Source organism: Burkholderia sp. Bp9031, assembly GCF_003857965.1.
In the GTDB taxonomy this organism is placed as follows: domain Bacteria; phylum Pseudomonadota; class Gammaproteobacteria; order Burkholderiales; family Burkholderiaceae; genus Burkholderia; species Burkholderia ambifaria_A.
On sequence record NZ_QTPW01000046.1, the window covers coordinates 1 to 13,575 of the forward strand.

Annotated in this window: 11 protein-coding genes and 2 pseudogenes; 1 reads left to right on the plus strand and 12 read right to left on the minus strand. The window is 68.7% G+C overall.

Features of this window, described 5'->3' with window-relative positions; all coding sequences use genetic code 11:
• From DIE15_RS33910 to hutH, 10 genes and pseudogenes are all read right to left on the minus strand, one after another.
• Positions 1 to 183 (minus strand): annotated as a pseudogene (locus DIE15_RS33910) (aspartate aminotransferase family protein); the annotation flags it as partial.
• Positions 184 to 211: 28 nt separating this feature from the next.
• Entirely contained in the window at positions 212 to 1,549 is a 1,338-nt protein-coding gene (locus DIE15_RS33915) for a glutamine synthetase family protein (RefSeq protein ID WP_124835593.1), read from the minus strand.
• Between the two features lie 12 nt (positions 1,550 to 1,561).
• Positions 1,562 to 2,368, minus strand: a complete 807-nt coding sequence (locus DIE15_RS33920) for a gamma-glutamyl-gamma-aminobutyrate hydrolase family protein (RefSeq protein ID WP_124835594.1) — start codon at positions 2,366 to 2,368, stop codon at positions 1,562 to 1,564.
• 727 nt (positions 2,369 to 3,095) lie between these two features.
• A complete protein-coding gene (gene hutG, locus DIE15_RS33930; protein ID WP_124835595.1) occupies positions 3,096 to 3,893 on the minus strand; it encodes an N-formylglutamate deformylase in 798 nt (265 codons plus the stop codon).
• Positions 3,894 to 3,953: 60 nt separating this feature from the next.
• Positions 3,954 to 5,330: a formimidoylglutamate deiminase gene (locus DIE15_RS33935; RefSeq protein ID WP_124835596.1), complete on the minus strand. Its 1,377-nt coding sequence runs from the start codon at positions 5,328 to 5,330 to the stop codon at positions 3,954 to 3,956.
• Between the two features lie 23 nt (positions 5,331 to 5,353).
• Positions 5,354 to 6,577, minus strand: a complete 1,224-nt coding sequence (gene hutI, locus DIE15_RS33940) for an imidazolonepropionase (protein WP_057929156.1) — start codon at positions 6,575 to 6,577, stop codon at positions 5,354 to 5,356.
• Positions 6,578 to 6,581: 4 nt separating this feature from the next.
• Positions 6,582 to 7,205 (minus strand): HutD family protein, encoded by a 624-nt coding sequence (locus tag DIE15_RS33945; RefSeq protein ID WP_124835597.1) that lies wholly within the window; start codon positions 7,203 to 7,205, stop codon positions 6,582 to 6,584.
• A 2-nt stretch (positions 7,206 to 7,207) separates the two neighbouring features.
• On the minus strand, positions 7,208 to 8,896 hold the full coding sequence (gene hutU / locus DIE15_RS33950; RefSeq protein WP_057929154.1) for a urocanate hydratase: 1,689 nt from the start codon (positions 8,894 to 8,896) through the stop codon (positions 7,208 to 7,210).
• Between the two features lie 38 nt (positions 8,897 to 8,934).
• The gene (hutC, locus tag DIE15_RS33955; RefSeq protein WP_044847652.1) at positions 8,935 to 9,630 is read right to left on the minus strand and encodes a histidine utilization repressor; all 696 of its coding nucleotides are present in this window, start codon (positions 9,628 to 9,630) and stop codon (positions 8,935 to 8,937) included.
• A 4-nt stretch (positions 9,631 to 9,634) separates the two neighbouring features.
• Positions 9,635 to 11,158: a histidine ammonia-lyase gene (gene hutH, locus DIE15_RS33960; RefSeq protein ID WP_057929153.1), complete on the minus strand. Its 1,524-nt coding sequence runs from the start codon at positions 11,156 to 11,158 to the stop codon at positions 9,635 to 9,637.
• A gap of 199 nt (positions 11,159 to 11,357) precedes the next feature.
• Between hutH and DIE15_RS33965 the strand changes: the two are divergent.
• Positions 11,358 to 11,489, plus strand: a pseudogene (locus tag DIE15_RS33965) (amino acid ABC transporter substrate-binding protein); the annotation flags it as partial.
• Positions 11,490 to 11,510: 21 nt separating this feature from the next.
• Here the strand turns inward: DIE15_RS33965 and DIE15_RS33970 are convergent.
• Together DIE15_RS33970 and DIE15_RS33975 are read right to left on the minus strand one after the other, a co-directional pair.
• On the minus strand, positions 11,511 to 12,263 hold the full coding sequence (locus DIE15_RS33970; protein ID WP_124835598.1) for a 4'-phosphopantetheinyl transferase superfamily protein: 753 nt from the start codon (positions 12,261 to 12,263) through the stop codon (positions 11,511 to 11,513).
• A 170-nt stretch (positions 12,264 to 12,433) separates the two neighbouring features.
• Positions 12,434 to 13,477 carry an alpha/beta fold hydrolase gene (locus DIE15_RS33975; protein WP_124835599.1) on the minus strand — a complete coding sequence of 348 codons (1,044 nt, stop codon included), beginning with the start codon at positions 13,475 to 13,477 and terminating at the stop codon, positions 12,434 to 12,436.
• Between the last annotated feature and the right edge of the window lie 98 nt (positions 13,478 to 13,575).

The following is a 13,575-nucleotide window of genomic DNA, read 5'->3' on the forward strand; positions in this document are numbered from 1 at the left end:
CCCGTCGATGATCTTGTTGCCGTCCGAGTCCCACAGGTAGACGCCGTCGGCCTTCACGATCACGCGGCTGCCCGCGCGATTGAGCGCCCCCATGTCCGAGAACGGATGGATGTGGTGCGCGGCGTCGAGCGCGCGGTATTCGGCAGTCGGCCGCGCGGCGACGGCTTCGTTGGGTTCGGTCATGTTGCCTCCGCTAGTCGATGCCGCACGCTCACACGTGCAGCAGAAGATGGCGACGTTCCCACGAACTGATCACGCGGAAGAACGCTTCGTATTCGGTTTCCTTCAGCGCCAGGTACGCCTTCACGAACTTGTCGCCGAGAATGCCGGCGAGCGGCGTGCATGCGGCCATCAGCGAGATGCCCTCCTCGAGGTTGCGCGGCAGTCCGTACGGCAGGTCGTAGCCGTCGCTGACGAGCGGCTCGGTCGGCTCGAGACTCTGCGTCATGCCGAGATAACCGGCCGCGAGCGTCGCCGCGAACGCGAGATACGGGTTGCAGTCGACGCCCGGGATGCGGTTCTCGATGCGCCGCGCAACCGGCGTCGACTGCGGGATGCGGAAGCCGACCGTGCGGTTGTCGTAGCCCCACTGCACGTTGATGGGCGCGGCCATGAAGCGCGACAGCCGGCGATACGAGTTGATGTACGGCGCGAAGATCGGCATCAGCGCGGGCGTGTATTTCTGCAGCCCCGCGAGATAGCTGTGGAACATCGGTGACACGACACCTCCTTCCTCGGCAAACAGGTTGTGACCGGTACGCGCATCGGCGAGACTCTGGTGGATGTGCATCGCGGAACCCGGCTCGCCTTCCATCGGCTTGGCCATGAACGTCGCGTACATGTTGTGGCGCAGCGCCGCCTCGCGCACCGTGCGCTTGAACAGGAACACCTGGTCGGCGAGCGACAGCGCGTCGCCGTGCACGAAGTTGATCTCCATCTGCGCGGCGCCGACCTCGTGGATCAGCGTCTCGATGTCGAGGCCCTGCATTTCGCAGTATTCGTAGATATCCTCGAACAGCGGATCGAACTCGTTGACGGCCTCGATCGAATACGACTGCCGGCCCGTCTCCGCACGGCCCGTGCGCCCGACCGGCGGACGCAGCGGCAGGTCGGGATCGGCATTCATGTCGACCAGATAGAACTCGAGCTCGGGTGCGACCACCGGCTTCCAGCCCTTCGCCTTGTAGAGATCGAGCACGCGACGCAGCACGTAGCGCGGCGAGATCTCGACCGGCGAGCCGTCGAAATGCACGCAGTCGTGGATCACCTGCGCGGTCGGATCGACGGCCCACGGAATCAGGCAGATCGTCGACGGGTCGGGCACGCACACCATGTCGGGATCGGTCACGCCGGTCAGCGTGCCGTCCTCCGGATAGTCGCCCGTGACGGTCTGCACCATCACGGCCTGAGGCAGGCGCATCGATTCGCCGGATTCGAATTTGTTGCGCGGAATGATCTTGCCGCGCGCGATGCCGGCCATGTCGGGAATGATCGCCTCGACTTCGGTGATGCGGTGCTGGCGCAGGAATTCGCTCAGTTCGGGTTGCATGATCGGCCTCGTTCAGTCGATGTCGGATGCGGCCGGCGACGGCATGGTGCCGCCGGCCGCATGAATGCGGTGTGTCATGCGCGCGCGGCACGCCGCGCCGAATGCCGCGAAGATGTCGCGCGACAGCGGCTGTTCCGCGAAACGCCATTCGGGATGCCACTGCACGCCGAGCGCGAACGCGCGCGCGCCGCGCACGCTCACGGCCTCGATCAGCCCGTCGGGCGCGCTCGCTTCGACCGCGAGCCCCGCGCCGAGCCGCGCGATGCCCTGGTCGTGCAGCGAATTGACCATCGCGTCGTGCGCGCCGCGCGCGACCCGCTGCAGCAGGCCGCCCGGCGCGAGCTGCACGCGGTGCGCGGGCCCGTACTGCCGCTCGAGCGGATCGCCGTCGCGCTCGCGATGATCGTGGAAGCCGGGGCTCGCGTGCAGCCGCTGATGCAGCGTGCCGCCATACGCGACGTTCAGCTCCTGCATGCCGCGGCAGATCGCGAGCACGGGCACGCCCGCATCGATCGCCGCGCGGATCAGCGGCAGCGCGGTCGCGTCGCGCGCGGGGTCGTGCAGCGTATCGGGCGTACTCGCCGGCCCGCCGTAGTGATGCGGCTCGACGTTCGAATAGCTGCCGGTCAGCAGCAACCCGTCGATCGACGCCACGATCGCGTCGGCCGGTTGCCGCGCGCCCAGCGCGGGCAGCACGAAGGCCAGCGCGCCGGCGCCGTCGACCAGCGCGACGAGATACTTCTCCCCGGCCGTGTGGTTCGGTTGGGCGCCGCGCAGCATGCGGTCAGCGGTGACGGCTACGATCGGGCGCGGTCGCATGAGCGCCTCCGCGATATGCGCGCGACGCGTGCGGACGCGCAGGACGATGGAAGCCCGTGCGGGCACGGTAAGCGTCCATGCGAGATCATGCCGCGCTGACGTTGCGGCAGCAGGCGGGGCAATCCGATGCGAGAGCGGAAAAGGACGCTAGGGCAACAATGAAGCGCTGCCGTCGCACTGCACCGCGCTGAACACGTGCGCGGTCACGAGGTTGAAGCGGCGCAGGCCGCTACGGGACACAGCGAAGAAACGAGGCTCGCGTATGAGGGCGGCGCGCGTGCCGCGATCAGCATGCCGGATTGGCCCGGCCTGAGGCGGCGCGCCCGCCGACGGACTTCGGGTCCGGCGTATCGATGGGCTGGCGGCTTTCACGATCGTACTCGACTGACTGATGAAGACAGGACACGTGTCGCGATGAAGCGAAGGCGGCAATGCCGCGCGGCGACACGTCGGCAAGGTGTCTCGCAACGGGTTCCGGCGCGGTGCGACGCTGATCGACGCCGTCGCGGCCGGCGCGCGCGTGACGACTTCCTGACATTCAGCTTATATCACCTAAAAATTGCGTCAAATTTTCAGGTGTCGATCCCGGCATCGATCAGACGAAAAAAAACGGCATCGACCAGCCGGGTCGATGCCGTTTTTGTGCGCCGCGGCGGCGTGCGCACCGCACGCCGGCAAGCCGTGGCGCGCGCGATCGCCGCGCCGCCGCACGCAGCGGACCGAACGATCAGCGGTGTGCGAGTGCGGTTTCGACGAGCGTCTGCAGCAGCGGCACGATTCGCGCGGCGCGCGCTTCGTCGTACGCGTACGGCCGCGTCTCTTCCATGTAGGTGATCTGCGACAGTTCGAGCTGCACGGCTTCGACGCCGGTGGCAGGCACGCCGTAGTGACGCGTGATGTAGCCGCCCTTGAAACGCCCGTTCGCGACGGCCGTATATCCGCCGTGCGCGGTCACGCATGCGGCGAGCGCCTCGGCGAGGCCGGGCGCCGCGCTCGCACCGCTCGACGTGCCGAAGTTGAAGTCGGGCAGCCGGCCTTCGAAGAAGCGCGGCACGTGCGAACGGATCGAATGCGCTTCCCACACGAGCACGCGGTCGTGCTCGCGCTTCAGGCGCGCGATCTCGCCTTGCAGCGCGTCGTGATACGGGCGCCAGTAACGGTCGCGGCGGCGCATGATCTCGTCGTTGCCGGGCTGCGCGTTCGCCGGATACAGCGGCGCCTTGTCGAACGTGTCGACCGGCACGAGCCCGGTCGTGTCCTGCCCCGGGTACAGGTTCTCGTTGTCGGGCGGACGGTTCAGGTCGACAACGTAGCGCGCGTGCGACGGCACGAGAATCGATGCGCCGAGCGTCGCGGCGAACCCGTACAGCCGTTCGAGGTGCCAGTCGCAATCGTCGACGAAGCGCGCGTCGAGGGTCATCGTCGCGGCGATGTCGTCGGGGATGTGGGTGCCTGCGTGCGGAATCGAGATCAGCAGCGGCAGCGTGCCCTGCTTCAGCGTGAATACAGCCGGTTGTTCAGTCATGTCGCATCACCGTAAGAGTCTTGCAGGCGCACGCGCGCGGCGTGCGCCGGGTGCCGCGCGTCAGCGCAGCAGTTGTGCCAGCGCGGCGCGATAGTCGGCATACGCAAGCGCTTCGTCGCGATGGCGGCGGCCGCTCACGACGCACTCGCCGCCGGTGTAGACGTCGAGCACCGGCGTGTCGCCGTGCTCGGCGAACACCGCGCCCGACAGCCAGGCTGCGCTGCCGTGTTCGGCGATCGCCGGATGATCGGGATCGAGCACGAGCCAGTCGGCGCGGCAGCCTTCGCGCAGCGCACCGATGCGCCGCCCGCTTGCCTGCGCGCCGCCCGCGAGCGATGCGTCGACGAGGCGATCGGCGACATGGGCCTGCGTGTCGCTCGCGAGCACGTTGCGCGCGCGATGCACGAGCCGCTGCCCGTATTCGAGCAGGCGCAGCTCCGAGCGCCAGTCGACCGATGCGTGGCTGTCCGAGCCGACGCCGATCACCCCGCCCTGCGCGAGATAGTCGACGGCCGGGAACACGCCGTCGCCGAGGTTCGCCTCGGTGGTCAGGCAGAGGCCTGCCACCGCGCGACGCTTCGCGAGCGCGGCCGTCTCGGCCGCATCCACGTGCGTCGCGTGCACGAGGCACCAGCGCGCATCGACGTCGAAGCGATCGAGCAGCCATTGCACGGGGCGTGCGCCGTAGGCACGCACGCAATCGTCGACTTCGGCCGTCTGCTCGGCGATGTGGATATGCACCGGCGCGTCGTTGGGCAGGCCTTCGAGCAGCACGCGCAACCCGCTTTCGGACACCGCGCGCAGCGAGTGCGGCGCAACGCCGTAGCGCAGCCCGCCGTGCTCGGGCGCGACGCGCCGCATCGAGTCGAGCAGTTCGAGCAGGCCGTCCGGCGTGTTGATGAAGCGGCGCTGGTCGTCGCGCGGCGGCTTGTTGCCGAAGCCGGCGAACTGGTACGACACGGGCAGCATCGTGATGCCGATGCCGGCCGAGCGCGCCGCGTCGATCACGCGCGTGCCGAGTTCCGCGATCTGCGGATAACGCGAGCCGTCCTGCGTGTGATGCACGTAGTGGAATTCGCACACCGATGTGTAGCCGCATTTCAGCATCTCGACGTACAGCCAGCGCGCGATCGCGGCGAGCGCGTCGGGCGTGATCTTCAGCGCGAAGCGGTACATCAGGTCGCGCCAGCTCCAGAAGCTGTCGGCGGGATTCGCGCGGTATTCGGTGAGCCCCGCCATCGCGCGCTGGAACGCGTGCGAATGCAGGTTCGGCATGCCGGGCAGCACGGGCCCGGCCGCGCGCGCGACGCCTGCCGGCGCGTCGGTGTCGGGCGTCACGTCGGTCAGCGTGCCGGCCGCGTCCCAGCGCAGCAGCACGTTGCGGCGCCAGCCATCGGGCAGATAGGCATGGTCCGCGAACAGCGTCATTTCGGTCATGGTGTGTCTCGTCTGTTGCAAGGCTAGCCGTTCATCCGGCGAAACACCGTCGCCCCGCCGCGCACGACCTGTTCGCACAGCGGCCGGCCGATCCAGTAAGCGAGCTCCGACAGCGAACCGACCGACCAGACCGCGAAGTCGGCTTGGCGCCCGATCTCGAGCGCGCCGTGACGATCTGCACGGCCGAGCGCCGCGGCCGCATGGCGCGTCACGCCCTGCAGCACCTCGGGCACCGTCATCCGGAACAGCGTGCAGCCCATGTTCAGCGTCAGCAGCAGCGATTCGAGCGGCGACGTGCCCGGGTTGTGATCGGTCGCGAGCGCGATCGGCACGCCGTGCTTGCGCAGGAGCTCGATGGGCGGCAACTGCGTTTCGCGAATGAAGTAGTACGCGCCGGGCAGCAGCACGGCGACCGTGCCGGCCGCCTTCATCGCCTCGATGCCGGCTTCGTCGAGAAATTCGAGGTGGTCGGCGGACAACGCGCGATACCGCGCGGCAAGCGCGGTGCCGCCCGCGTTCGACAACTGCTCCGCGTGCAGCTTCACCGGCAGGCCGCGCCGCGTCGCGGCCTCGAACACGCGCTCGGTCTGCGCGAGCGAAAAGCCGATGCGCTCGCAGAACACGTCGACCGCGTCGACGAGGCCTTCGTCGGCCAGCGCCGGCAGCATGCGTTCGCAGACTTCGTCGATGTATTCGTCCGCGCGGCCCGCATATTCCGGCGGCAGCGCGTGCGCGCCGAGGAACGTCGTGTAGACCGTGACCGGGAAGCGCTCGCCGAGTTGGCGCGCGACGCGCAGCATCTTGCGTTCGCTCGCGAGGTCGAGCCCGTAGCCCGACTTGATCTCGATCGCGCTCACGCCTTCGGCGAGCAGCGGCTGCAGGCGTGCGGCGGCCTGCACGAACAGCGTCGTCTCGTCGGCCGCGCGCGTCGCGCGCACCGTCGACACGATCCCGCCGCCCTGCCGCGCGATTTCCTCGTAGCTGACGCCGGCGAGGCGCTGCGCGAACTCGTCGGCGCGCGTGCCGCCGTACACGAGGTGCGTGTGGCAGTCGACGAGGCCCGGCGTCACCCACGCGCCGTGCAGGTCTTCCCGCTGCCAGTGGGCGTAACCGTCCGGTAGCGCGGAAAATGCGCCCAGCCACACGATCGTGCCGGTTTCGTCGACGGCGATCGCCGCGTCGTCGATCGTTTCGTCGGGATGGCCGTGCGGACACAGCCTCAGGTGATGCCAGACAGTCGGTTTCATGCGTTCAGTCTCGTTCGCCGACGGTGAGCGACACGGCGAGCAGCGCGCCGCCTCCGCTCACGACGACGTCAAACGCACGCTGCGGCCCGTCGAGCCGCAGCGTGTCCATTTCCTGCAGCGCGTAGTGCGCGCCGTCGATCTCGATGCCGACCGCGCCGGTCGCGCAGAACAGCAGCACGGTATCGGCGCGCTCGACGCGGTGCGTGCCTTCGGGCCACACGTCGACGGTCCCGCGCGCGGCCGAACGGCGCGTCATCAGGTTGAAGTCGCGCGTCGCGCCGTCATGCAGCGTCGCGTCGATCGCCGTCTCGCCAGCGAAATCCGCACGGGCGAGCGGCACGTCGAGCACGTGCTTCGCCCCGCCCGCTTCCGCGAGCGTCATGCCCGCGCCGGACAGCAGCACGAGCGTGCGGTCGATGCCGTCGAAACGCGAGAACGGCCCGGCCGCGCCGACGTCCGCGACGCTCACGCGCCATGCGAACGTATCGAGCGCGGCGCCCGGCGGGAACGCGCCGATTTCGCGCGTCACGCCGCCGCCGTTCTTCCACGGCGACGCGACGAGATCCGCCGAGCGGATCATCGCGGCGGCCAGCGTCGCGCTCACCGGCGCCTGGTCGAGCGCCGTCATGCTCAGCGGCCGAGCATCGGCAGCTTCAGGCCGGCTTCGCGGGCCGTCTGCTGCGCGAGTTCGTAGCCGGCATCCGCATGGCGCATCACGCCCGTCGCCGGATCGTTCAGCAGCACGCGGCCGAGACGCTCGTGCGCGTCGGCGGTGCCGTCGGCGACGATCACGACGCCCGAGTGCTGCGAGAAGCCCATGCCGACACCGCCGCCGTGGTGCAGCGACACCCACGATGCGCCGCCCGCGGTGTTCAGCAGCGCGTTCAGCAGCGGCCAGTCGCTCACGGCGTCCGAGCCGTCCTTCATCGATTCCGTCTCGCGGTTCGGGCTCGCGACCGAACCCGTGTCGAGGTGGTCGCGGCCGATCACGATCGGGGCCTTCAGTTCACCGTTCTTTACCATCTCGTTGAACGCCTGGCCGAGGCGATAGCGATCCTTCACGCCGACCCAGCAGATCCGTGCCGGCAGGCCCTGGAACGCGATGCGCTCACGTGCCATGTCGAGCCAGTTGTGCAGGTGCGGATCGTCGGGGATCAGCTCCTTCACCTTCTGGTCGGTCTTGTAGATGTCTTCCGGATCGCCCGACAGCGCGACCCAGCGGAACGGACCCTTGCCTTCGCAGAACAGCGGGCGGATGTACGCCGGCACGAAGCCCGGGAAGTCGAACGCGTTCTCGACGCCCATTTCCAGCGCCATCTGGCGGATGTTGTTGCCGTAGTCGAGCGTCGCCGCGCCACGTTCCTGCAGATCCAGCATCGCCTGCACCTGCACGGCCATCGACTGCTTCGCGACCTTCACGATGCTCTGCGGATCGACCTTCTGCGCCTCGCGCCATTGCGCGACGGTCCAGCCTTGCGGCAGGTAGCCGTTGATCGGGTCGTGCGCGCTCGTCTGGTCGGTCACGCAATCCGGCGTGATGCCGCGCTTGACGAGTTCCGGGAACACGTCGGCCGCGTTGCCGAGCAGGCCGATCGACACCGGCTTGCCGGTGCGCTTCGCTTCCTCGATCATGCCGAGCGCTTCGTCGAGCGTCGTCGCCTTCTTGTCGACGTAACGCGTCTTCAGGCGGAAGTCGATGCGCGTCTCGTCGCATTCGACCGCGATCATCGAGAAGCCGGCCATCGTCGCGGCCAGCGGCTGCGCGCCGCCCATGCCGCCCAGACCGCCCGTCAGGATCCAGCGGCCCGACGGATCGCCGTTGAAGTGCTGGTTCGCGACCGAGAAGAACGTTTCATAGGTGCCCTGCACGATGCCCTGGCTGCCGATGTAGATCCAGCTGCCGGCCGTCATCTGGCCGTACATCATCAGGCCCTTGCGGTCGAGCTCGTGGAAGTGGTCCCAGTTCGCCCAGTGCGGCACGAGGTTCGAGTTCGCGAGCAGCACGCGCGGCGCATCCTTGTGCGTGCGGAACACGCCGACCGGCTTGCCCGACTGGATCAGCAGCGTTTCGTTTTCCTCGAGATCCTTCAGCGACGCGAGGATCTGGTCGTAGCATTCCCAGTTGCGCGCCGCACGGCCGATGCCGCCGTACACGACGAGCGCATGCGGATGCTCGGCGACTTCCGGATCCAGGTTGTTCTGGATCATCCGGTAGGCCGCTTCGGCCAGCCAGGTCTTGCAGACCTTCTCGCTGCCGCGCGGTGCGCGGATCGTGCGCGTCGGATCGAGACGGGGATCGATGTGTTTCGGATGGTTCATGACGACAGCTCCCGAGGGAAAGTGAATATCAATAGGAATCAGAAATGCCCGGTGAAGCGATAACGGCTGCCGGGGTGCCACAGATTCGCCACCGAGGCGACGACGCCCTGCGACCAGGTGCGCCGATGTAAAACCAGACACGGCTCGACGTCGTCCATCCGCAGCTGCTCGCGCCGCTCGGGCGCCGGAGCCGCCGCTTCGATCCGGTACTCGACGCGCTGCAGCGGTGCCGCGCGCATCAGGTACAGGTTCGGCGTCGTGTTCGTGAAGTCCTGCTCCGCATAATCCGGCGCGACCGCCGGATTCACCCACCGTTCTTCGAGCTGGACGGGTTCGTCATTCTCGAAGTGCAACACCTGCGAATAAAACAGCTTCGCGCGCACGGCCATCTGCATCTCGTCGGCGAGCGCCTCGTCGGCGCGGATCGTCTCGAGGCCGAGCACGCTGGCGCGATACGCATGCCCGCGGGCGTCGACCTCTTCCGAGATGCTGCGGATCGCGACGAGCGTCGACTCGTACTTCGGCCGCGCGACGTAGGTGCCGGCGCCCTTCATGCGCGTCAGCACCTGCTCGGCCGTCAACTCGCGCAACGCGCGGTTGACGGTCATGCGCGCGACCTTGAACTCGCGGGCCAGTTCGTTCTCGGAGGGCACTTGGTCGCCCTCCGCCCACTCGCCGGCATGAATGCGGCCCAGGATGAAATCCTTGATCTCCTGGTAGACCGGCGCGCTCATGGGCTTACTGTTCCGATGCGAACGAGAACGGCGCGACCTTCGCGAACGCGCGCTCTCCGACGAGCTTCGCGATCACGGCGATGTCCGGCGCGAAGTAGTGGTCGAGCTCGTAGTGCGCAACCTTGCCGCGGATCGTTTCCATCACGGGCGCGAGCTTCGGGCTCGTGTGGTACGGCGCGCGCAGGTCGACGCCCTGTGCCGCGGCCAGCAGTTCGATCGCGAGGATGTGCTTCGTGTTGTCCGCGATGTCGGCGAGCTTGCGTGCGGCGAACGTCGCCATCGACACGTGGTCTTCCTGGTTCGCCGAAGTCGGCAGCGAGTCGACCGATGCCGGGTGCGCAAGCGTCTTGTTTTCCGACGCCAGTGCGGCAGCCGTCACGTGGGCGATCATGAAGCCCGAGTTCACGCCGCCGTCCTTCACGAGGAACGGGGGCAGGCCCGACAGCGTCGCGTCGATCAGCAGTGCGATGCGGCGTTCGGCCAGCGCGCCGATTTCCGCTGCGGCGAGCGCGAGGTTGTCGGCCGCGAATGCGACGGGTTCGGCGTGGAAGTTGCCGCCCGACAGCACTTCGCCGGTATCCGGGAAGATCAGCGGGTTGTCCGACACGGCGTTTGCTTCGACCAGCAGCACGGCGGCGGCATGGCGCATCTGGTCCAGGCACGCGCCCATCACCTGCGGCTGGCAGCGCAGGCTGTACGGATCCTGCACCTTGTCGCAGTCGCGGTGCGACTGGTTGATCGGCGAGCCTTCGAGCAGGTCGCGGTACGACGCGGCCGCGTCCATCTGGCCCTGATGGCCGCGCAGTTCATGGATGCGGGCGTCGAACGGCTTCACCGAGCCGGCTGCCGCATCGACCGACAGCGCACCCGCGACGAGCGCGGTGCGGTACAGGTCTTCGATCGCGAACATGTTGTCGAGCGCCAGCGCCGTCGATGCCTGCGTGCCGTTCAGCAGCGCCAGGCCTTCCTTCGCCTGCAGCGTGAGCGGCGCGAGGCCCGCGACGCGCAGACCGTCGAGCGCGCTCGCGCGCTCGCCGCGGATGAACACTTCACCGACGCCGAGCAGCACGGCCGACATGTGCGCGAGCGGCGCGAGGTCGCCCGATGCGCCGACCGAGCCCTTCACCGGGATCAGCGGCAGCACGTCCGCGTTGAACAGCGTGATCAGCGCATCCATCACCTCGCGGCGGATGCCCGAGTGGCCGCGGCCGAGGCTCGACAGCTTCAGTGCCATCAGCAGGCGCACCGACGAGCGCGCCATCGGCTCGCCGACGCCGACCGCATGCGACAGCACCAGGTTCTTCTGCAGCAGCTCAAGCTGGTCGTGCGGGATGTGCGTGCTGGCCAGGCGACCGAAGCCCGTGTTGATGCCGTAGGCCGGCTCGCCCTTTGCAGCGATGTCGGCGACGGCCTTCGCGCCGGCGTCGATCTTCGCGAAGCTCGCCGGGTCGAGCTTGAGCTGCACGGATTCGCGAGCGATCTGGCGCAGTTGCGGGAGGGTCAGGTGGCCGGGGGTCAACGTAATCATGTGAGCAATCCTGTCTAGACAAGTTCGGAATGGATTGCAGTGTAGCCATCCGAACTTGTCTAGACAACCCGTTTTTCATGATTTCGACTCGGGAGTTTCCCTGATGTCCGGCGCGGCCCGCCGGATCGGCCCGGCGGGTCGCGCAATTAACATATGTTTCAATTATTTTGTTTTAGGCAACATATGAATCAACGCACCCGGCGAGATCCATGCGCTGTACGACAAGTGGTTCATGAAGCCGGTGCCGACGAAGGGGCTTGCGTTCGACTTCCCGATGAGCGACGTGATCAAGGCGCGCTACGCGGCGCCGAACGACGCGCCGCTCGAGTGAGCGGCGCGCGCTGAAACACGCTCAGCGCGTCCACGCGACGCAGGCCGCGTAGCCGGGCGCCGCATCGAGCCAGCTCGCGTCGAACGCGGCCACGCCGGCGGCCGGCGCGGTCGGCTCGACGATCGTCGTCGCGGGCGTCGCCGCATCGCGCGGCGGCACGACCGCGAACGCGCGCAGCCCGCCGACGATGCCCGTGCCGAGCGCCTTCAGCAGCGCCTCCTTCGCGGACCACACGCGCATGAACGCGCCGGCACGCGCGGCGGGCGGCAGGCCGTCGAGATACGCGGCCTCGGTGGCCGCGCACACTTCGGCAGTCAGCGCACGCCAGTCGGTCGTGCGGTTGCAGCTTTCGATATCGACGCCGACGCGCCCTGCGCCCGCCCATGCGATGAGCGCGTGATCGCCCGCGTGCGACACGTTGAAATCGAGCGATGCGCGATGCGCGGGATCCAGCGACGGCCGCCCCGATGCGTCGACGACGATCTCGATGTCCCGCGGCGCAACACCGAGCGCCGCGCCGAGCACGTCGCGCAGCGCGACGCGCGTCGCGGCGCTGCGCACCGCATCCTCGTGTCGAAAATAGCGCGCGGCACGCGCACGCTCGGCGTCGCTCAGGGCCGCATAGGCGGGCGACGCGAGCGACACGCGCCAGTCGAAATCGATGCGCGCGACCTGCACGCCGGCACGCGACGCGGCAGGCGGCACATCGAGCAGGTGCACGTGCCACGCGCGGCACAGGTCGTCGGGAATCCCGGAATCGGGCGGAATGGACATCGGTACGCAGGAGCCAGTCGAATCAAACGTCCGATGTTAATCGATCGCGGCGAGCGCAGATCGAGGCGCCGCGACCGGGACCGTCAGCGGCGGCAGCCGGCGCGGCCGCTTCATGGCCGCTTCATGGCCGCTTCATCGAAGCAGCGGCCTGACCGCGCGTGCGGGCGCCGTCACCCGTGCGCAAGCGCACCCGGCACGCCGCTTCCGGCGAACCGCGCGCGCTGCGCCGGATGGCGCGCGTGGACGCGGCCCGGCGCATCGGCCGGCAGCGCGCCGTGCTGCAGCCAGTACAGCGCGACGGGCCACAGCGTGTCGGTGAAGCGGCTGTGGAAAAAAGCGAAATGGCCGATCTCGTCGACGCCAATGTCGCCCGGCGCGATCCTCAGGTGCGTGACGTCGCTGCCCGTGTAATAGCCGACCAGCCGTTCGATCGCGTCGACCGTGCCGAACCCGTCGTCGTCGAGCCCGATTGCGAGCATCGGCGCCGACAGCCGCGCGAAGCGGGCCGGCAACGCGGCGCGGCTCGCCGCGGTTTCGGCGAGCAGACCCTGCGTGTAGGCATCCTCGAAGCGCGGTTGCGAGCGCACCCACGACAGCGCGACGCCGCGCGGCGTGTCTTCCATCCAGCCGAGCCGTTTCGCGGGCACATAGCCGAACACGGCCGCGAGCGCCGGCATCGCGACGTGCCACTTCCACCACATGCGCCGCCGCTCGTCCGGCCGATAGTCGCGCCAGTATGCATACTGCGCGCCGACGGTCACCGCGTGACGCACGTAGGCGTTCGACGCCGCGAGCCCGAGCACGCACCCGCCGATGCTGTGCGCGACGACGTCGAGCGGCTGGCCCGGAAATGCGTCGCGCGCATACTGCAGCGCGGCCTCGCAATCGAGCCGCCCCCAGTCGAGCCAGTTCGCGCGCAGCTTCGCGAGTTGCGCGGGGCGCGACCCGCCAATCCCGCGATAGTCGTAGACGAGCACGTCGCGCCCTTGCGCGAAGAGCCACGCCGCGAAGCGGAAGTAATAGTCGCAGCGCACCGACGTCGCGCAATTGACGACCGTCACGGGCCGCAGAGCGCCGCCGCCGCGATGCCGCCACACGTATCCGCGCAGCACGTACCCGTCGGCCGCGGCCAGCGTCACGGATTCCGGCGGCAACGCATCCGCCGCTCGCTCGGCCGCGCGCGCTGCCCCGCCGGCTTCGTTCGAAATCGTCATCCTGTCTCCTGTGCGGCGCCACATGACCCCGCAGACCCGTCGCCCGCCCGATCGCGCCAGCCTCCATTGAACTTGACGCGCCCGGCGTTCTCAACCAA

What these genes read in the sequence shown, in the direction of transcription:
- DIE15_RS33915 (WP_124835593.1), bottom strand. Translation starts at nt 1,549, where the DNA reads ATGCAACCCGAACTGAGCGAATTCCTGCGCCAGCACCGCATCACCGAA.
- DIE15_RS33920 (WP_124835594.1), bottom strand. Translation starts at nt 2,368, where the DNA reads ATGCGACCGCGCCCGATCGTAGCCGTCACCGCTGACCGCATGCTGCGC.
- hutG (WP_124835595.1), bottom strand. Translation starts at nt 3,893, where the DNA reads ATGACTGAACAACCGGCTGTATTCACGCTGAAGCAGGGCACGCTGCCG.
- DIE15_RS33935 (WP_124835596.1), bottom strand. Translation starts at nt 5,330, where the DNA reads ATGACCGAAATGACGCTGTTCGCGGACCATGCCTATCTGCCCGATGGC.
- hutI (WP_057929156.1), bottom strand. Translation starts at nt 6,577, where the DNA reads ATGAAACCGACTGTCTGGCATCACCTGAGGCTGTGTCCGCACGGCCAT.
- DIE15_RS33945 (WP_124835597.1), bottom strand. Translation starts at nt 7,205, where the DNA reads ATGACGGCGCTCGACCAGGCGCCGGTGAGCGCGACGCTGGCCGCCGCG.
- hutU (WP_057929154.1), bottom strand. Translation starts at nt 8,896, where the DNA reads ATGAACCATCCGAAACACATCGATCCCCGTCTCGATCCGACGCGCACG.
- hutC (WP_044847652.1), bottom strand. Translation starts at nt 9,630, where the DNA reads ATGAGCGCGCCGGTCTACCAGGAGATCAAGGATTTCATCCTGGGCCGC.
- hutH (WP_057929153.1), bottom strand. Translation starts at nt 11,158, where the DNA reads ATGATTACGTTGACCCCCGGCCACCTGACCCTCCCGCAACTGCGCCAG.
- DIE15_RS33970 (WP_124835598.1), bottom strand. Translation starts at nt 12,263, where the DNA reads ATGTCCATTCCGCCCGATTCCGGGATTCCCGACGACCTGTGCCGCGCG.
- DIE15_RS33975 (WP_124835599.1), bottom strand. Translation starts at nt 13,477, where the DNA reads ATGACGATTTCGAACGAAGCCGGCGGGGCAGCGCGCGCGGCCGAGCGA.